The organism is Paenibacillus sp. Leaf72 (assembly GCF_001422685.1).
Lineage (GTDB): Bacteria > Bacillota > Bacilli > Paenibacillales > Paenibacillaceae > Pristimantibacillus.
The window spans coordinates 310,634-328,965 of sequence record NZ_LMLV01000033.1 but is presented as its reverse complement, the minus strand read 5'-3'; the positions used below and the strand labels follow the sequence as shown (position 1 = coordinate 328,965).

Annotated in this window: 17 protein-coding genes; 15 read left to right on the top strand and 2 right to left on the bottom strand. The window is 48.6% G+C overall.

Annotation, left to right across the window (positions count from 1 at the left end; all coding sequences use genetic code 11):
- The first annotated feature begins 174 nt into the window (after positions 1 to 174).
- Positions 175 to 585 carry a hypothetical protein gene (locus tag ASF12_RS28770; protein ID WP_056041998.1) on the top strand — a complete coding sequence of 137 codons (411 nt, stop codon included), beginning with the start codon at positions 175 to 177 and terminating at the stop codon, positions 583 to 585.
- A 111-nt stretch (positions 586 to 696) separates the two neighbouring features.
- Here the strand turns inward: ASF12_RS28770 and ASF12_RS28765 are convergent, their stop codons facing one another.
- Positions 697 to 1,245: a GNAT family N-acetyltransferase gene (locus ASF12_RS28765; protein WP_056041996.1), complete on the bottom strand. Its 549-nt coding sequence runs from the start codon at positions 1,243 to 1,245 to the stop codon at positions 697 to 699.
- Between the two features lie 465 nt (positions 1,246 to 1,710).
- Between ASF12_RS28765 and ASF12_RS28760 the strand changes: the two genes are divergently transcribed.
- The 14 genes from ASF12_RS28760 (at position 1,711) to ASF12_RS33350 (ending at position 17,041) form a co-directional block, all read left to right on the top strand.
- Positions 1,711 to 2,499, top strand: a complete 789-nt coding sequence (locus tag ASF12_RS28760; RefSeq protein ID WP_235533312.1) for a DeoR/GlpR family DNA-binding transcription regulator — start codon at positions 1,711 to 1,713, stop codon at positions 2,497 to 2,499.
- A 4-nt stretch (positions 2,500 to 2,503) separates the two neighbouring features.
- The gene (gene pfkB / locus ASF12_RS28755; protein WP_056041995.1) at positions 2,504 to 3,445 is read left to right on the top strand and encodes a 1-phosphofructokinase; all 942 of its coding nucleotides are present in this window, start codon (positions 2,504 to 2,506) and stop codon (positions 3,443 to 3,445) included.
- 42 nt (positions 3,446 to 3,487) lie between these two features.
- Positions 3,488 to 4,867, top strand: coding sequence for a PTS fructose transporter subunit IIC (locus ASF12_RS28750; protein ID WP_056041993.1), 1,380 nt, complete (start codon positions 3,488 to 3,490; stop codon positions 4,865 to 4,867).
- 25 nt (positions 4,868 to 4,892) lie between these two features.
- Positions 4,893 to 5,348, top strand: a complete 456-nt coding sequence (locus ASF12_RS28745) for a PTS sugar transporter subunit IIA (protein WP_056041992.1) — start codon at positions 4,893 to 4,895, stop codon at positions 5,346 to 5,348.
- A gap of 31 nt (positions 5,349 to 5,379) precedes the next feature.
- Positions 5,380 to 5,649 (top strand): HPr family phosphocarrier protein, encoded by a 270-nt coding sequence (locus ASF12_RS28740; RefSeq protein WP_056041989.1) that lies wholly within the window; start codon positions 5,380 to 5,382, stop codon positions 5,647 to 5,649.
- Positions 5,646 to 7,388 (top strand): phosphoenolpyruvate--protein phosphotransferase, encoded by a 1,743-nt coding sequence (gene ptsP / locus ASF12_RS28735; RefSeq protein ID WP_056041987.1) that lies wholly within the window; start codon positions 5,646 to 5,648, stop codon positions 7,386 to 7,388. Before ASF12_RS28740 ends, ptsP begins: the two co-directional genes overlap by 4 nt.
- Positions 7,389 to 7,738: 350 nt before the next feature.
- Complete coding sequence (gene deoC, locus ASF12_RS28730) at positions 7,739 to 8,407, top strand: deoxyribose-phosphate aldolase (RefSeq protein WP_056041986.1); 669 nt, start codon at positions 7,739 to 7,741, stop codon at positions 8,405 to 8,407.
- A gap of 152 nt (positions 8,408 to 8,559) precedes the next feature.
- Positions 8,560 to 9,741, top strand: a complete 1,182-nt coding sequence (locus ASF12_RS28725) for a NupC/NupG family nucleoside CNT transporter (RefSeq protein ID WP_056041983.1) — start codon at positions 8,560 to 8,562, stop codon at positions 9,739 to 9,741.
- A 116-nt stretch (positions 9,742 to 9,857) separates the two neighbouring features.
- Positions 9,858 to 11,063 carry a phosphopentomutase gene (gene deoB, locus ASF12_RS28720; RefSeq protein ID WP_056041981.1) on the top strand — a complete coding sequence of 402 codons (1,206 nt, stop codon included), beginning with the start codon at positions 9,858 to 9,860 and terminating at the stop codon, positions 11,061 to 11,063.
- 30 nt (positions 11,064 to 11,093) lie between these two features.
- The gene (gene deoD / locus ASF12_RS28715) at positions 11,094 to 11,801 is read left to right on the top strand and encodes a purine-nucleoside phosphorylase (protein WP_046233744.1); all 708 of its coding nucleotides are present in this window, start codon (positions 11,094 to 11,096) and stop codon (positions 11,799 to 11,801) included.
- 54 nt (positions 11,802 to 11,855) lie between these two features.
- Positions 11,856 to 13,157 (top strand): pyrimidine-nucleoside phosphorylase, encoded by a 1,302-nt coding sequence (locus tag ASF12_RS28710; RefSeq protein WP_056041979.1) that lies wholly within the window; start codon positions 11,856 to 11,858, stop codon positions 13,155 to 13,157.
- Between the two features lie 278 nt (positions 13,158 to 13,435).
- Entirely contained in the window at positions 13,436 to 14,944 is a 1,509-nt protein-coding gene (locus tag ASF12_RS28705; protein ID WP_056041977.1) for a DHA2 family efflux MFS transporter permease subunit, read from the top strand.
- A 163-nt stretch (positions 14,945 to 15,107) separates the two neighbouring features.
- Positions 15,108 to 15,470: a BlaI/MecI/CopY family transcriptional regulator gene (locus ASF12_RS28700; protein ID WP_056041975.1), complete on the top strand. Its 363-nt coding sequence runs from the start codon at positions 15,108 to 15,110 to the stop codon at positions 15,468 to 15,470.
- A gap of 2 nt (positions 15,471 to 15,472) precedes the next feature.
- Positions 15,473 to 17,041 (top strand): M56 family metallopeptidase, encoded by a 1,569-nt coding sequence (locus ASF12_RS33350; protein ID WP_063892677.1) that lies wholly within the window; start codon positions 15,473 to 15,475, stop codon positions 17,039 to 17,041.
- A 357-nt stretch (positions 17,042 to 17,398) separates the two neighbouring features.
- Here ASF12_RS33350 and ASF12_RS28690 read toward each other — a convergent pair whose 3' ends face one another.
- Positions 17,399 to 18,283, bottom strand: a complete 885-nt coding sequence (locus ASF12_RS28690; RefSeq protein ID WP_056041974.1) for an AraC family transcriptional regulator — start codon at positions 18,281 to 18,283, stop codon at positions 17,399 to 17,401.
- Positions 18,284 to 18,332: the final 49 nt, after the last annotated feature.

Sequence of the window (18,332 nt, the reverse complement as noted above, 5' to 3'; positions counted from 1 at the left end):
ATATGAGGAGGGCAGCTGCCCTTCTCTTATTTTTTATAGTGGGGTTTACATGGTTTCTAAATCAGATAACACATTAATGTTATTTTGTCAAATTTGCAGAGGCAGTGGCAATTTGACGTCTTCCGAATCTTCCAGCATACTAAACTTAATTAAAGCGAAAGGTCGTTTGACTTGATGGAAAACAACATTATTGAATCAACTTTGAAGGAATTGCTTTCTGTCGTTAAGATCATCAACGAACGGGTAGGAACGTTGGAAGAAGGTCAGCAAGCCCTTACTGAAAGTCACCAGGTGCTTGTTAGTGGTCAACAATCGCTTGCTGAAAGTCATCAGGCACTTGCTGAAAGTCATCAGGCGCTTGCTGAAAGTCATCAAGCGCTTGCTGATAGTCAGCGCGAAGGCTTTAGAAAAGTGAATGAGCAGCTGGAACGTATGGAATTAAAGCTTGAAGCGACCTTTGAACAGACAGCTCGCATTACCGAGGTGGTTTCATCTGTAATCGTTGATCGGCTTGACGCGCATCGGAACATGATTGCGAAGGTGGAAGAAGAGGTTGAAATTTTAAAAAGTCGTCATAAATCATAAGCTCGTAAGCAGAAGAAGAGGAGGGCAACTGCCCTCCTCTTCCTTCGTTGCATGAAAGATTTTTTATTTTTTCAGATATGCTTTCATCGCAGACTTGCTTTTATTCAAAAATCAACGATTAAGCTCCTCGTAATCCGCCCTCGTCAAGCCGTAAAAGACCAAGTCCTCAAATTCGCCCCATTTGAAAATATGCTGCTTGAATTCGCCTTCATATTTCATGCCAACTTTTTTCATGACATTGGAGGAAGAAGGGTTTTTGGCCATAGCTGCTGCCATAATTTTATTCAACTCCAACTGCTCAAAGCCGAATTGGATGACACGCTTTGCCGCTTCTGTGGCGTAGCCATGCCCCCAATAAGGCTTGCCTGACCAGTAAGATAGCTCGCCTCGCTGATCGGGCTTGCTCAGATTCAAGCTCATGCAGCCGATTAAGGCATCGTCTTTTTTGCGGGTCACTGCGAAAGGGAAGCCCTCTCCATTGCTTGCTCTAATTGTATTGTTGCTAATCCAATCCTCGGCTGCCCCATCAGGATAGGGGTAAGGAATAGACAGTGTTGTACTTGCTACTTCAATATTGCCGGCCAGTTTCTGGACTCTGCTTGCGTCGTCTAAGTTAAACGCTCTCAAAATCAATCGTTCTGTTTCTAGTGTTGGCTGCATAAGGAAACACCTCACAATAATTGATTTTTTTGAAATATAGGAAAGGATATGATTATCCATCCATTCTCTATATTTCTCGGAATGAAACGCGCTGTGCCGCCAGAGGACGGCGATAGCCGCTTCACCTTGAAATATAGGAAAGTATATCATTTCGTTATCCTTTCTCTATATTTCATCGCGAAACGAAGCTTTGCCGCCAGAGGACGGCAAAGCCGTTTACGCTTGTCTTATCCTATTTTATAGGCTTAACCTTCTAAATAGCAATGTGTGAATGGTCATGGGCATGCGCAGACCATTTGCCTTGAATATGTTCATGGAATGACTGAGTATGACCGTTTGTGAAAATAATAGTTAAATAAACCAATTGACATCACGTAAATGACTGAATATAATCGGTTTATAAATAAAACGATCACAATCATTCATTTGAATGGTTGAATGATTTCATAAACGATCAACTAGGCGGTGAGGAACATTTTTGGTGAAGAACGCAAAAATTTAATTTTAGCTTTAGTAGAGGATCAGAAGCGTGTTGACCTGCAGGCACTATGTGAAAAGTTTCAAGTATCGGAGTCGACGATTCGCCGGGATTTGCGGGAGATGGAGGAAGCTGGGCTGCTTAAGCGCACGCATGGCGGAGCGATCTCCATTCGCAGTGTTAACTTTGAACCGAGCTTTTCGGAGCGAGAGATTACATCAACGCAGCAAAAGAAAGCGATTGCAGCTAAAGCGGTTCAATGGATTAGCAACGGAGATACCATTTTGCTGGACTCCGGCACAACAACTTTTTATTTAATGCAGCAATTGACAGCGTTTACGAAGCTGACGGTTGTGACCAATTCGCTCATGCTTCCGCAGGATTTGGAGCTTCCGCCAGGCATCGATGTGATCGTACTTGGCGGGGCTTACCGGCCTGGCGTATTGTCACTGGTCGGGCCGATTACCGAGCGCAGCCTGGATTTCATTAAGGTTGACAAGGCGTTTATGGCAACGAACGGCATGGATTTGGAGGAAGGGCTCAGCACGCCGAACGTGGTCGAAGGAGATATCAAGCGCAAAATGATCAAGCGCGCTGACCGCATTATTTTACTCAGCGACAGCAGCAAGGTGAATCAGATCAGCTTCGCGCGCTTCGCTGATTGGAGCGATATTGACGTGTGCATTACCGATTCGGATATGCCGGAGGAATTTGCCCGGAAGCTGGAAGAGCGAGGCGTCGAGGTATATCGAACCTCGGCAGGAAAGGAGGCGTAACAGCATGTCCAAGCAGCAAGTCATTACACTTACTTTGAATCCTTCCATGGACAAGACGATTATGCTTCAGGAGCTGAAGCTGGGCGGGCTCAACCGGGCGGAGGACATTCGCCTTGATCTCGGCGGGAAAGGCATTAATGTGGCGCGAATCGTACACACCTTTGGAGCCAGCGTTACCGCCGCTGGATTCATCGCTGGCGACATTGGCAAGCGAATTAAAGATGAGCTGGATCGTTCAGGCATTCATACGGCATTTGTTGAAGTACCGGGCGAGACGCGGACGAATATGAAGCTTGTAGATCAGAAGCAGCGAACGACGACCGAGGTGAATGAGCCGGGCTTTGCGGTCAGCGAAAGCCAGCTTTCCGAGCTGGATCAGCTGCTGGATGAGCTGCTGCCGAAAGCGTCGGTTCTCGTCCTTGGAGGCAGTCTGCCGAAGGGGGCGCCGCCACAGCTGTATCATGATTATATTTTGAAAGCGCGCAAGCTAGGCGTACGTACGATTCTGGATGCGGATGGCGAGGCGATGGTTTCTGGCATCAAAGCGATTCCTTACGCGGTCAAGCCCAATCATTATGAGCTGGAGCAGCTCGCTCAGCGCAAGCTGGACTCGGAAGAGGAAATCGTACAGGCGGGAAGACAGCTGCTTGCTCAGGGGATAACGCTCGTTATGATATCGATGGGCGCAGATGGGGCCATCGTCATGAGCGGCAACGAAGCCTACTTGGCAAAGCCGTTTCCTATTGAGGCGCTGAGCACTGTTGGCGCAGGAGATTCAATGGTAGCCGTGCTTGCGCAGGCGCTATTGCAAAATAGCAGCCTCGAAAATGTGGCAAGGTGGAGTACGGCCGCTGGAACGATAACGGCTTCCAAAGCAGGCACCCAAGTATGCGAGTTTGAAGAAATTCGCAGCCGGGCGGGCGATATAAATATTCAGGCATTGTGATTATATTGAAGCGACTGGCGACATCATAAGGGAGGAATTGACATGAAGAAATTGCTGGCTGTAACTTCTTGTCCGACCGGCATTGCCCATACGTATATGGCCGCGGAATCATTGCTAAAAATGGCAGAGGAGAAAGGTGTTCCGCTGAAGGTTGAAAAGCGCGGCGCGCTTGGCGTAGAGGATGAGCTTACGCCGGAGGAAATCGCCGAAGCACACGCGATTATTTTGGCAGCGGATACCGATGTACTGGAAGCTCGATTTGCAGGCAAGCCGATTATTAAAGTTGGCGTGGCCGAAGGCATCCGCAATCCAGCAGGCTTGATTGAGCAGGCGCTGGCGAAAGAAGGGGCTCAAGCTGGGGCGGCCGCGCCTGCACAGGAGCAGACGAAGAAAGAGGGCAGCTCTGTGCGAACAGGAGCCTATAAGCACTTGATGACAGGTGTGTCGAATATGCTGCCGCTCGTTGTCGCTGGCGGAATCATTATTGCGATTTCGTTTATTTTCGGTATAAAAGCGTTTCAAGAGGAAGGTACGCTCCCAGCAGCGCTGATGAACATTGGCAGCGGGGCGGCATTCGCCTTAATGATTCCGATTTTGTCCGGCTTTATTTCCTTCTCGATCGCAGACCGGATCGGTCTTGCACCTGGACTTGTAGGCGGAATGCTGGCCAGCCAGCTGGGAGCCGGCTTCCTGGGCGGTATTATTTCGGGCTTTCTTGCCGGCTATGTGGCAAAATGGCTGCGGCATGCAATCAAGCTCCCGAAATCGCTGGAAGGCATTAAGCCAATCCTCATTATCCCCGTGCTATCTACGCTCATAGTCGGGCTGATCATGATTTATGTCGTAGGAACGCCAGTGAAGACATTGATGGATATTTTGACGACATGGCTGACAGGTCTAAATTCAACGAATGCGATTTTGCTCGGCTTGCTGCTTGGAGCCATGATGGCGTTCGATATGGGCGGTCCGCTTAATAAGGCAGCGTATACATTTGCTGTCGGCTTGCTTGCAAGCCATGTGTATGGCCCAATGGCAGCCGTGATGGCAGCGGGAATGACTCCGCCGCTTGGCTTGTGGCTTGCCACCGTCATACGCAAAAACAAATTTTCCAAAGAAGAGCGCGACGCGGGAAAAGTTGCAGGAGTCATGGGGCTGGCCTTTATTACCGAAGGCGCTATTCCTTTCGCGGCCGCTGATCCGCTTCGTGTCATCCCAGGTACGGTGCTTGGTTCCGCAGTAGCGGGCGCGCTGTCGATGGTGTTTGGCGCGACGCTTCAAGCGCCGCATGGCGGGGCATTCGTACTCGCTATTCCCAATGCAGTAACGCATCTCGGCGCTTATGCCGCAGCTATTGTCATCGGTTCTGTTGTTACAGCCGTAACGGTATCCTTGCTCAAAAAAAATAAGCTGGCAGCAGCTTAAATCCCACTCCATGGAGGTAATGACCATGTCATCCCAAACCTTATTAAATATTGAAACAATCATTCTCGATTCATCCGCTGGTGACCGTCAAGCCGTTATTAAAGAGCTTGCTGAGCGACTGCAATCGGCTGGTTATTTGAACGATGAGGCTGCTTTTCTAGCTTCGGTTGAAGCGCGTGAGCAGCATGCGTCAACAGGCATCGGCTTTGGCGTTGCGATTCCGCATGGCAAATCCGCGGGGGTCATCAAGCCGGGCTTAGCCTTTGCCCGTCTCGCACAGCCAATTGATTGGGGCTCCCTTGATGGCAAGCCGGTCACATCGATTATTTTGCTGGCTATTCCGGAATCGGAGGCAGGCAAGGAGCATTTGCGGATTTTGGCTTCGGTATCGCGCAAGCTCATACACGAGAGCTTTCGCCAAGAGCTGCTGGTTGGCCAAAGTGCAGCAGATATTTTGAAAACATTGGAAAGCGCCCTGTAAGCACAGCGAGATTAAAGGAGGAAACAGAGCGATGCAAACACGTGTATTGACAATCATAAATGAAGAAGGGCTGCATTTGCGTCCGGCCCAAGTGCTGGCTAATGCTGCAGGACAATTCACAGCGGATATTTACGTAGAGGTGGTTGGCGGCGGGGAGGCAAATGCGAAAAGCGTGCTTGGCATCATTGCGCTTGGTTTGGAAAAAGGTGCTGAAGTCAAGCTGTCGGCAGACGGTGAAGATGAGGAGCAGGCTGTCGCCAAGCTTGCTGAATTATTCGAGCAAGGTTTCGGAGAGCAATGAGCGAGCAGCGCATCAAAGGCATCGGCGTTTCGGAAGGTATCCGCTTCGGGAAAGCATTCATCTATGGCGCACCTGCTGTAGAGGCGGCTTATCCTCAGCGGATTGAGCCGGAGCAGGTGGAGGCGGAGCTTGAACGTCTGGAGCAGGCGAAGCGCCAGTCGGCAGCAGAGCTGAATACGATCATTGCCAAAACCGAGGCGAAGCTGGGGAAGGACAAAACGGCAATTATCGAGGGGCAGCTGAGCTTTCTGGATGATCCCGCCTTTTACGGCGATATTCGCGGTCAAATTAAGCGCAAGCAGGCGTCCGCTGAACAAGCGGTACAAACCGTGCTGGCCCAGCTTTCCGCATTGTTTGAGAAGATGAACAATGCATACGTAAAGGAACGCATTCATGATGTGAAGGACGTTGCGGATCGGCTCATGAGCCATTTGCAGCAGGTTTTTTATCCGGATCTGGCGAGTATTACAGAGCCTGTTATTTTAGTAGCGGAAGATTTAACGCCTTCCGTTACCGTGCAGCTTGATCGCAGCATTGTGCTTGGCTTTGTGACACGGGTTGGCGGAGAAACGACGCATACAGCGATTTTGTCCCGTTCGCTCGGCATTCCTGCGGTTGTGGGCACGGGTGCTGCTTTCGAGCAGCTGAGCCATGGTGATGAGCTGATTCTGGACGGTACGGAGGGCGTTATCGTGCTGAATGCCGATCAGGCTACCCGCTCGAACTATGAAGCGCGGCAGCAGGAGGAGCAATCCGCAGCAGGGAAGCTTGAGAAATACAGGCTGCTGCCAGCACAGACGGAAGATGGCAAGCTGATCGAGCTCGCTGTTAACGTCGGCATGCCGGAGGAAATGCGAGATGGTCTTGTGGAAGAGTCCCATGGGGCCGGCTTGTTCCGAACGGAATTTCTGTTCATGAACGCTGACCGCTTCCCGGACGAAGAAAAGCAATTTGCTGTATATAAACAGCTTGCTGAAGCTTGGAGAGGCAAGCCTATCGTCATCCGCACGCTGGATATTGGCGGAGACAAGGAGCTGTCCTATTGGGATTTGCCGCATGAGGACAATCCATTTCTCGGCAATCGCGCTATCCGCCTTTGTCTGAATGAGCGGGAGCTCTTCCGCACCCAACTGAGGGCGATCGTTCGTGCCAGCGCCTTCGGCACCGTTAAAATCATGTTCCCGATGATATCCTCCATGCAGGAGTTCCGCGCTGCCAAGCAGTTGACGCTTGAAATCATGGACGAGCTGAAGGAGCAGGCCATCGCCTTTGATGAAAAACTGGAAATCGGCATTATGGCCGAGGTTCCGTCTGTCATTCAGCTGGCGGACCGTTTCGCCAAAGAGGTTGACTTTTTCAGCATTGGCACAAACGATTTGGTGCAATATACGCTTGCCGTTGACCGCATGAACGAGAAGGTCGCGCACTTATATGATTATTTCCATCCGGCGGTTATCCGCTCGATTCGCAGCTTGATACAAGCGGCGCACAAGGAAGGCAAATGGGTTGGCATGTGCGGTAAAATGGCGGGCGATCCACTCGCAGCACCGCTGCTGCTCGGGATGGAGCTGGATGAATGGAGTATGGATGCCGCTTCTCTGATGAAGCAAAAGTTTACGCTGTCTAGACTAAATGTGCAGGATAGCGCCCAACTGCTAAGCGATGTGCTTGATCTCGACACGGCTGAGGAAGTTCGGCAGCACATTAAAGCTTTCCATGCTTCCAAATTTAGTGATTAGCATATGTATGGCAAATAGGTTTGGGCATTATGCCGCCCATTCTACCCATACTGACCAGTAAGAAGCCATTTAGGACGCTTTCGTAATCTTCGATTCCTTCAGCAGGAGCGAAGTTGCGGAGGCGTTTTTCTTTTTGTTAAAAAATTAATTTTACATATGTTCATAATTTGATGAGTGATAGACAGCGAAAATGGGTGATTTATTAAAGGAATTGACGAAAAAACGTAATATCAGCATTGAAACGCTTCATTTAGTGAACATAAGTCCAAGTGTTTGTTTACATATGACCAAATACATGTTAAACTGAGTGTGTATTTGAGGAACTCGTATATGGGGAAGGGGAACAGGTCATGTTAAATTTGTCTGGAATGATTGATCATACGCTGCTGCGTGCTGACGCGACGAAAGCAGAGATCGCTAAGCTGACGGAGGAAGCGAAACAATATGAATTTGCTTCGGTCTGTGTAAATCCGACTTGGGTCGCTTTTGCCGCTGAGCAGCTGGCAGGAAGCAAGTCCAAAGTTTGCACCGTTATCGGCTTTCCATTAGGAGCATCGACGAGCGCCGTTAAAGCTTTTGAAACGGGCAATGCGATTGCAAATGGTGCAGACGAAATTGATATGGTTATCAACATTGGCGCTTTGAAAGACGGCAACGATGACTACGTGGAGCAGGATATTAAAGCGGTTGTTGATGCGGCGGCAGGCAAAGCGATTGTGAAGGTCATTATTGAGACAAGCCTGCTCACCGATGAAGAAAAGGTTCGTGCTTGCGAGCGTTCGTTGAAAGCCGGAGCCGATTTTGTAAAAACCTCGACGGGCTTCTCTACTGGCGGAGCAACAGCTGAAGATGTAGCGCTTATGCGCAAAACAGTCGGAGACAAGCTTGGCGTTAAAGCATCGGGCGGCGTTCGCGGTCTTGTGGATATGAAAAAAATGATCGAAGCAGGCGCAACGCGCATTGGAGCAAGCTCCGGCGTAAAAATTATGCAGGGCGAGCAATCCAGCGCCGCTTATTAATGAAGTAACCATAGAACACGGTGCTGCTCCTTTCCGAAGGAGCGGCCCGCTTTTCTCGATAAACGAAAGAGCGGTGGCATCAGAATAACTTTGTAAGCGCTCTATTCAGCCAATCAACTACCATAATGATGAAAAAATAGGAGGCGGCAACTATGAAATACATCGTAGCTTTATTAGGCCTGCTTGTTGTGCTAGGATTGTCCTATATCGTCAGCAACAATAAGAAAAATATTCGTTTCAAGCCGATTGCCATCATGATCGTTTTGCAGGTGGTTCTTGCCTTTGTCCTATTAAATACGTTTGCGGGCGCGACCTTGATTAAAGGTTTTTCCGGCGTGTTCGAGCAGCTGCTTTCCTACGCGCAGGAAGGAATCAACTTTGTATTTGGCGGCATTTTAAATGAAGGACAATTTTCCTTTTTCCTGTCGGTTCTGCTGCCAATCGTCTTCATTTCCGCGCTAATTGGTATTTTGCAATATTTGAAAATCCTTCCTTTTATCGTAAAGGGCATCGGATATGTGTTAAGCAAAGTCAATGGCATGGGCAAGCTGGAGTCGTATAATGCGGTCGCATCAGCCATTTTGGGCCAATCGGAAGTATTCATTTCGGTCAAAAAACAAATTGGCCTGCTGCCGAAGCATCGCCTGTATACGCTGTGCGCTTCTGCGATGTCCACCGTATCGATGTCGATTGTCGGCTCGTATATGCAAATTTTAGACCCGAAATATGTGGTGACCGCGCTCGTCCTCAACCTGTTCGGCGGCTTTATTATCGCTTCCATTCTTAACCCGTATACGGTGGAGGAAGGCGAGGACGTGCTGCAAGTACAGGAGGAAGGGGAGAAGCAGACCTTTTTCGAAATGCTGGGCGAATATATTATGGACGGCTTCAAGGTTGCGATTATTGTCGCGGCGATGCTGATCGGTTTTATTGCTCTCATCGGCATGATTAATGGATTGTTTCTTGGCATTCTCGGCATTTCCTTTCAGCAAATACTTGGATTTATTTTCGCTCCTTTCGCTTTTATTATGGGGGTGCCGTGGAAAGATGCCGTTGATGCGGGAAGCATTATGGCCACGAAAATGGTTTCGAATGAATTTGTAGCGATGCTGGAAATTAGCAAATATCCTAATCTTTCGGCCAAAGCAGTCGGCGTCGTGTCGGTGTTTCTCGTCTCGTTTGCTAATTTCTCCTCCATTGGTATCATTGCAGGCGCGGTCAAAGGCTTGCACGAGAAGCAGGGCAATGCCGTTGCACGCTTTGGCATGAAGCTGCTGTATGGTGCAACGCTGGTCAGCGTGCTGTCGGCGACGATTGCAGGGATTTTCATTTAAAATATAGGAAAGGATATGATTTTTCTATCCTTTCTCTATATTTCAACGCGAAACGGTAGCTTTGCCGCCAGAGGACGGCGAAAGCCGTTTACGCTTGAGGAGAGGCGGTGCCAGGCATGGCAGCATTTGAACGGATACATCTAATTGTAATGGACTCGGTAGGCATCGGCGAAGCGCCGGATGCTGCCGCGTTCGGAGACTTTGGCGTCCATACGCTCTCGCATATTGCCCGCGAGATGGGCGGACTGTATATGCCGAATATGGCTGCGCTTGGACTGTCGAATATTGAACCGATTGCCGGAGTTCCGGCTGCGGATCATCCGCTTGCTTTTTATACGAAAATGCAGGAGGCGTCCAGCGGCAAGGATACGATGACAGGGCACTGGGAGATGATGGGCCTTCATATCGAGACGCCATTCCGCGTCTTTGCAAATGGCTTTCCAGATGAGCTGATTGCCCGCATTGAGAAGAAGACAGGCCGCAAGGTCATCGGCAATAAAGCGGCTAGTGGAACGGAAATTATTGAAGAGCTGGGCGAAGAGCATGTGAAGACAGGAGCGCTCATTATTTACACCTCGGCGGATTCGGTGCTGCAAATTGCTGCGCACGAAGAAATTGTGCCGCTTAAAGAGCTGTACGACATTTGCGAATACTGCCGGGAAATTACGTTGGAGGACCCGTATATGCTGGGGCGGATTATTGCCCGGCCGTTTGTAGGGGAGATCGGACATTTCAAGCGTACCGCTAATCGCCATGATTATGCGCTTAAGCCTTTTCAGCCAACGGTGATGATTACGCTGAGGGATGCGGGTCTAGCTGTCATATCGCTTGGCAAAATTGCCGATATATTTGATGGAGAAGGGGTCACGAAGGCCATTCGCACCGTCTCGAACGAAGATGGCATGGATAAGCTTGTTGAGGTGCTGGATGAGCCATTCAAAGGCCTCAGCTTCCTAAACCTTGTCGATTTTGATGCGCTGTACGGCCACCGCCGCGATCCGCAAGGTTACGGACAGGCTTTGGAGCAATATGATGCCAGACTGCCAGAAGTATTCGCCAAGCTGACGGAGCAGGATTTGCTCATCATTACGGCTGATCATGGCAATGATCCGACTTATGAAGGAACGGATCACACCCGCGAATATGTGCCGCTACTCGTCTATTCGCCGCGTTTCAAGCAAGGCGGCAGGCAGCTCGCGATTAGAAGCACCTTCGCTGATGTCGGAGCATCCATTGCCGATAATTTCGGCGTTACATGGCCTGATCACGGAACCAGCTTCATGCCGTCGTTAAATGAACCAATGAACGAATCAACTAACTAACTAAATGAACGAAGCAGAGGAGATATTATAATGAGTGTTCATATTAATGCAAAGCAAGGCGACATCGCTGAAACGATTTTATTGCCAGGCGACCCGCTAAGAGCGAAATATATTGCGGATACGTATTTGGAAAATGTAACGTGCTACAACGAAGTGCGCGGTATGCTGGGCTTTACAGGGACGTACCAAGGCAAGCGTATTTCGGTGCAAGGAACAGGTATGGGCGTACCGTCCATCAGCATTTACGTCAATGAACTCATTCGCGAATATGGCGTGAAAAATCTCGTTCGTGTCGGCACATGCGGCGCCATGCAAAAAAGCGTAAACGTGCGCGAGGTTATTTTGGCGCAAGCGGCTTGTACGGATTCCAGCATGAATCGCCACGTATTCGGCGGCTATGACTTCTCGCCAATTGCCAGCTTTGAGCTGCTGAAGGCGGCTTACGAGCGCGGCGTAGCCAAAGGCCTCAAGCTGCATGTCGGCAATATTTTCTGCTCGGACAGCTTCTATCGGGATGATAAGTCCATTGTCGAGAAGCTGATGGAGCATAATGTGCTTGGCGTTGAAATGGAAACGACGGCGCTTTATACGCTGGCTGCAAAATATGGCGTCAATGCCCTGACGATTTTGACCGTAAGCGACCACCTGTTGACCGGCGAGGAAACGACTTCTGCCGAAAGACAAAGCACATTCAATGACATGATGGAAGTAGCGCTGGAAACGGTAACTTCCCTGTAATAGGCAAGGTAGCCTAGCTAATAAATTTATTTAAAACCGTGAGGAGAATGCAGCATGAGAATGGTAGACCTGATTGAGAAAAAACGCGATGGTGAAGTGCTGAGCGCTGAAGAAATTAACTTCTTCATTCAAGGGTATACGAAAGGCGAAATTCCTGATTATCAGGCCAGCGCAATGGCAATGGCGATTTTCTTCAAGGATATGACGGAGCAGGAGCGCGCTGATTTGACGATGGCGATGGTGAATTCCGGCGATACGATCGATCTGTCAGCCATTGAAGGCGTGAAGGTAGACAAACACTCCACTGGCGGTGTAGGCGACACGACGACGCTTGTACTGGCCCCGCTCGTTGCGGCGCTGGACATTCCAGTTGCGAAAATGTCGGGACGCGGCCTCGGCCACACCGGCGGGACGACAGATAAGCTTGAAGCAATTGCTGGCTTCCACGTGGAGCTTGCGAAGGAAGAATTTGTTCGTCTCGTGAACAAGGATAAGATCGCTGTCGTTGGCCAATCCGGCAACTTGACGCCAGCTGACAAGAAGCTGTATGCGCTGCGCGATGTTACAGCAACCGTTAACTCCATTCCGCTTATCGCAAGCTCGATTATGAGCAAAAAAATCGCTGCCGGCTCCGACGCTATCGTGCTTGACGTGAAGACAGGCGCAGGCGCCTTCATGAAGACGGTAGACGATGCGAAGGAGCTTGCGCACGCGATGGTAAGCATCGGCAACAACGTTGGACGCAAAACGATGGCGGTCATTTCCGACATGAGCCAGCCGCTGGGCTTTGCAATCGGCAACGCTTTGGAAGTGAAGGAAGCGATTGATACGCTGCAAGGCAAAGGTCCAAAGGACTTGGAGGAGCTATGTCTGGCGTTAGGGCGTCAAATGGTCTATTTGGCGAACAAAGCAAGCTCGCTGGAAGAGGCGGAGGAAATGCTGAAGGAAGTCATTCGCAATGGCAAAGCGCTGGAGAAATTCAAAGTGTTTATTGCCAATCAGGGCGGAGATCCAACGGTTGTTGACCATCCAGAGAAGCTGCCGCAAGCGGCTTACTTAATTGAAGTGCCAGCGAAAACCGACGGTGTTGTAGCAGAGATAGTTGCCGACGAAATCGGTACGGCAGCGATGCTGCTCGGTGCAGGACGCGCAACGAAGGACTCGGAAATCGATCTGGCTGTAGGCTTAATGCTGAATAAAAAAGTGGGCGACACCGTCAAAGCCGGCGAATCGCTCGTAACCATTCATGCCAATCGTGAAAATGTGGACGATGTGCTCGCGAAAATTTATGACAATATCCGTATCGGCGATAAAGTCGAAGCTCCTGTCTTGATTTACGGAACTGTAACCGAGTAGTAATAAAGCCATTTGGGTATAAAATACAAGCCGCCATCCGGGTGCAGTTGCTGCCGGGATGGCGGTTTTTGTGCTGCAAGGAAACGGCTGGCAAAGGTTTAAATAGGGTTTATAAAAGGTTTATAAGGTCATGAAACAGAAATGCTTAACCTACAAATACTTAACAACTAAAATATTTGACAATAAGGTAAAATGCCCTTATTATATGTGATGGGACAGCTGTCCATTGGGAAATGGGCACGTAAGTCATCTTGTGTAGATAGGCAGGGGGAGAACAAATGTCGCAAGCAGCATCGAAAGGCGGCGCAGAGCCTGAATTCCGCTTGGCAAGTATTATCGTACCGATGATCGCCATTATTTCAGGCATATTTATGGTTATTTTGGATTCAACGGCGATGAATGTGGCGTTGTCTAGACTCGTCATTGATTTTAAAACCGATTTGCCAACGATTCAGTGGACGGTAACGGGCTATATGCTGGCGACGGCGGCGGTTATTCCGCTTTCAGGCTGGCTTTCGGATCGCTTTGGAGCCAAAAATATATTTTTAGGCTCGGTTGTAGCCTTCACCTTGGCATCATTGCTATGCGCATTGCCTAGCAGCGCCGAGTGGCTCATCGTATTTCGGATTATTCAAGGCTTGGGCGGCGGTTTCGTTATGCCGGTCGCTATGGCTTATGTGTTTCGTTTAAGCCCGCCGAATAAGGTAGGGCAAGTCATGGGGATGATGGGCGTGCCGATTTTGCTCGCGCCTGCGGTTGGCCCGATTTTGGCGGGCTGGCTCGTGGAATATCACTCCTGGCACTGGATTTTCCTGATAAACATTCCGGTCGGCATTTTCAGCATTATATTCGGCCTTTGGAAGCTGCCGAAGACGGAGCGCAAGCAGGTCACCGGCATTGATATTCCGGGCATGATTTTAGGGCCGCTTGCATTTGCTGCCTTATCCTACGGGGTTACGCAAGGCGCGGAAAGCTGGTCTTCGGATAAAACGATTGGCGGGCTCGTTATCGGCGGCATTGCGCTCATCGCATTTATTATCGTAGAGCTGCGTTCAAAAACACCGCTGCTGGAGCTTCGCGTGTTCCGCTCGGTCGACTTTTCATTCAGCATTTTTGTGCAGTGGCTGCTGCAATTTTCGCTTTTCGGCGCGATTTTCCTGCTTCCGCAATTTCTGCAGCAGGCACGAGGCTACGGCGCCTTTGATACGGGGCTGACCTTGTTCCCGCAGGCGCTAGCTTCCGCATTTATGATGCCGATTGGCGGCTATTTGTTTGATAAAATCGGGGTGCGATGGCTTGTTGTTATTGGCCTGAGCCTTGTATCCGGTGCGATTTTTCAATATACGCAGGTCGATTTGACGACTGAAGGCAGCGACTTGCTGCTTCCGCTCATTATGGCGGGCATGGGCTCCGGCCTCATGATGATGCCGCTCAACTCGCATTTGCTGCAAAAAGCGCCGCGCGAGCTCGTCAGCCGAGTCACGTCACTGACAAGTGCTTTGCAGCAGGTTGTTAGCTCCTTCGCGGTTGCTACTTTAGTTACGGTGCTCTCGTCACGAGTGAAGACGCTCATTGTGGATCAGCAGCTGCCGCTTACGACGCCTGCCGAAGTGCAGAAAGCGACGCTTGCCGTTGCGCCAGAAGCATTCGGCTATACGTTCGGCATTATGCTCGTTATTGCCATCGTCGGCATTTTCCTCGGCTTGTTTCTGCGCAGAGGGAAAGTACAAGCGGGAGCGGAAGAGCAGAAGGGCAAGCAGGAATTGGGGCTTGAAGGACTGCATTAATTTAATTTAATTCAATTCAATCGAACTTACGTCAGACGCCTGGTTCGCCAGCGGCGGTCTGGCGTATTTTTTATTGTTCAGGTCAGCTTACTATTGACATTTGGTCTATAAGTTATAGACTACAGATATGAGGTCGATAACTTATAGACCAAGGAGTGGGAAAATGAAAGGCTATAAGCTTACAGAAAGCGAAATTAAGTTTACCGATTTAATCTGGAAAAACGAACCCATAAGTTCTGGTGATCTTGTGAAACGATGTCAAGAGGAAATGAATTGGAAAAAGTCCACAACCTATACTGTGCTGAAAAAAATGTGTGAAAAAGGTTTATTACAAAATGAAAATTCAGTCGTTTCTTCTTTGATTACAAGGGATGAATATTACGCAAATCAAAGCCAACGTTTTGTTGAAGATACGTATGGAGGGTCCTTGCCCAAATTTTTAACAGCGTTTATGGGCGGAAGAAAATTAAATAACCGCCAAGCAGAGGAGCTGAAAAAGCTGATTGATGAACACAAGGAGGGGTAATCATGAGCGAGCTATTTCTGTCTGTTTTAAACATGAGCCTTACAGCAAGCTATGTCATTCTTGTTGTCATATTAATCAGGCTGCTGCTTAAAAAAGCTCCGAAGGTCATCTCTTATGCTTTATGGGGAGTGGTAGCTTTCCGGCTTGTCGTTCCAGTCACCTTTGAGAGTGTATATAGTCTGTTGCCAAGGAATGGGGATCGAAATCCAATACCTCAAGCTAGTATGCCTCAGCAAAGTCCGCAGATTAATAGTGGGATAGAAGTGGTCGATTCAATTGCAGGCGGGACAATACCAGCAATGGCTGCACAGGATAGTGTGAATCCATGGCAGATTTACATACAAATTGGTTCATATATTTGGATTTTATGTATGCTGGTTTTGCTTATTTATAGTCTTGCATCTGTATTTCTCTTGAAAAAACAGCTCAAAGATGCCCAACGGGTAGAGCGGAATATCTACGAAGCTGGGAATTTGAAAACACCTTTTGTACTTGGCTTTATACGACCAAAAATTTATTTGCCCGTTGGACTCGATGCCACGGAGCGCAGCTACATCCTGCTGCACGAGCAGACTCACATTAAACGATTGGATCATATCATTAAGCCAGCAGCCTTCTTACTATTATCCGTGCACTGGTTTAATCCTCTTGTATGGGTAGCCTTCATGTTAATGAGTAGGGATATGGAATTTTCCTGTGATGAACGTGTATTGAAAAAGATGGATTTTGATGTGGCTATAAAAAAATCTTACGCGTCCTCCTTATTATCACTTGCTGCGGATAGACCTATTTTGAATGGAAATCCGCTTGCTTTTGGTGAGGGAAATGTGAAGGGGAGGATTAAAAACGTATTAAATTATAGAAAGCCAAAATTCTGGTTACTTGCTTTCTCAATCATCATTTTGCTAGCAGTTGGGATTGGATTGATAGCAAATCCTGTAATAAAGGGGAGAGATGCATTAGAACAAATAACTGACTTAGAGAATATATCATCAGGTGAAGAAGTTTCGTTGGAACGACCAGAGAAATCAGCAGCAGAAATATTAAAAGAACTAGCCAATCAACCATTTTCAATTAGTGGGAATCAAATTGGTGATGACGATCAAGAAACCGTAGTCACATTTGGAAAAGCTTTTGTGAATTTGTATACCGGTGCTGTTGCAGAACAAGAAACAGTAACCTTTAGAAATTACATATCTAATGAAAATCTTCTTAAATACACAAATACAATGTTAGAGCTAGAACAAAGAAAAGAACTAAAGGGAGCAATCAGTGTCCATTTCGGTTTGGAAAATGAATTCAAGGAAGCAGAGCTCAAGAAACTGGACGTAAATCTCTACTACGTAAGTTTACCATTTTCGAACCAAGGGTCTGGAATGAACCTTCAGATGTTAGTTCAAGCTGAAAACAAGGCATTAAAAATCGTTGATTATTATTTTGGAAACAAAGATGGTGTAGATACGATTGCAACAGGACATCCCGCTGATAGAAAGCTTCATGATCCAAAACGATGGGATGACCAAGTGTGGGTTGATGGAGTTTTTGAAAAGCTTGATAAAATAGAAATTTGAACGGAATTTTAATCTAAACGTCATTTTACAAGGAATGAAGCGTTAGCAAATAGCCATACCAAAAGCGCCTTGCCTGCATAACGCAGGGCAAGGCGCTTTTCCCGCTGGTGTCTCCCATTCAGCCTAACGGTTTTGCCCTGGTTCCCGCAATAACCTCTTTGTTACCCGATTGGATGCTTGCGAGAGCAAAGCAGCGGTATGTGCACGCAATAGCTCCCGGATAAGCTCCATAAATGCAATCCCCCTTCTGCTTCAGTTCATACATTCTATTAAAATGCCAGAGAGATGTGCTAGTCTCTTAATCTATCAGGCGAAAGTTGATGAATATATCGGTTAAGGACAATGGACTATAGCGTTCTAACCTTTCAGCTGCTTGCGGTAATCCGTAGGTGACACGCCGATAATCTTCTTGAACAGCCGGGAAAAATAATACGGGTCCTTAAAGCCGAGCGACAGGCTGACCGCTTTCACGCTTTGGTCGGTAAGGTCAAAAAGCTGTCCGGCGCGCTGCATTTTCAGCCGCAAATAATAGTCAATGGGAGCGTAGCCAGTAGATTGCTTAAAAAGATGATTAAGATGCTGCTTGGATATGCGCGTTCGCGTAACCAAATCGTCCAAGGTCAAATGGCCTTCCAGCTGTTCCTTCATATATTGGATAGCCTGTTCAATATAAGCGAGCATCTTCTCGTCCTGCTTGCGCTTTGGAATGAGCGAAATGAAGCTGAGCAAATAACGAACCGTTTGCGAAATATGCAGCTGATGAATGACCGAATAGGATTTGGCCGAAAGCAGCTCGTAGCATTGGTTGAATAGCTCGACGATTTTCTCTGCCTCCGGCAGGGAGACGTGGAGCAGCTCAGCCTCAAGGCCAAGGCTTTCCAGCAGTTGCACCAGCTCCTCGCCCCGAAAGTGAAACCAGTAGATGCTCCATGGATTCGCCGTATTGGCCCCGTAGCTATGAGGGGTAAAGGCGGGAATGATGGAGACGGTTTTTTCCGTTACTTGAATCGTCTCCTCGCCGCCGAGCTTGATCCAGCCTTCCCCGTTCGTGCAATAGATGAAAATATAAGCATCGCAGCCTTTGGGCCGCTCCCGGTAATGGTGCTTGGCCCGGTGAAAATAGCCAATATCCGTCACATAGGCTTGGCGAATAATCGGGTGGCTGGTCATCTCCTCAAGCTGGTAGGAGGGCAAAACAATGAGCTTCTCCGTCTCGAAGCCTTGTGTTTTTTTGTTGAGCATGGTGAAGCAAGCCTCCTCGTTCCTTATGGCTATATTGTAAGCGGTTGGA

Bases quoted from the DNA above. Each gene is read 5' to 3' on its own strand.
- deoD (WP_046233744.1), top strand. From the start codon at position 11,094: ATGAGTGTTCATATTAATGCAAAGCAAGGCGACATCGCTGAAACGATT.
- ASF12_RS28770 (WP_056041998.1), top strand. From the start codon at position 175: ATGGAAAACAACATTATTGAATCAACTTTGAAGGAATTGCTTTCTGTC.
- deoC (WP_056041986.1), top strand. From the start codon at position 7,739: ATGTTAAATTTGTCTGGAATGATTGATCATACGCTGCTGCGTGCTGAC.
- ASF12_RS28705 (WP_056041977.1), top strand. From the start codon at position 13,436: ATGTCGCAAGCAGCATCGAAAGGCGGCGCAGAGCCTGAATTCCGCTTG.
- ASF12_RS28765 (WP_056041996.1), bottom strand. From the start codon at position 1,245: ATGCAGCCAACACTAGAAACAGAACGATTGATTTTGAGAGCGTTTAAC.
- ASF12_RS28700 (WP_056041975.1), top strand. From the start codon at position 15,108: ATGAAAGGCTATAAGCTTACAGAAAGCGAAATTAAGTTTACCGATTTA.
- deoB (WP_056041981.1), top strand. From the start codon at position 9,858: ATGGCAGCATTTGAACGGATACATCTAATTGTAATGGACTCGGTAGGC.
- ASF12_RS28745 (WP_056041992.1), top strand. From the start codon at position 4,893: ATGTCATCCCAAACCTTATTAAATATTGAAACAATCATTCTCGATTCA.
- ASF12_RS28750 (WP_056041993.1), top strand. From the start codon at position 3,488: ATGAAGAAATTGCTGGCTGTAACTTCTTGTCCGACCGGCATTGCCCAT.
- ASF12_RS28710 (WP_056041979.1), top strand. From the start codon at position 11,856: ATGAGAATGGTAGACCTGATTGAGAAAAAACGCGATGGTGAAGTGCTG.
- ASF12_RS28740 (WP_056041989.1), top strand. From the start codon at position 5,380: ATGCAAACACGTGTATTGACAATCATAAATGAAGAAGGGCTGCATTTG.
- ASF12_RS28725 (WP_056041983.1), top strand. From the start codon at position 8,560: ATGAAATACATCGTAGCTTTATTAGGCCTGCTTGTTGTGCTAGGATTG.
- ASF12_RS33350 (WP_063892677.1), top strand. From the start codon at position 15,473: ATGAGCGAGCTATTTCTGTCTGTTTTAAACATGAGCCTTACAGCAAGC.
- ASF12_RS28690 (WP_056041974.1), bottom strand. From the start codon at position 18,283: ATGCTCAACAAAAAAACACAAGGCTTCGAGACGGAGAAGCTCATTGTT.
- ptsP (WP_056041987.1), top strand. From the start codon at position 5,646: ATGAGCGAGCAGCGCATCAAAGGCATCGGCGTTTCGGAAGGTATCCGC.
- pfkB (WP_056041995.1), top strand. From the start codon at position 2,504: ATGTCCAAGCAGCAAGTCATTACACTTACTTTGAATCCTTCCATGGAC.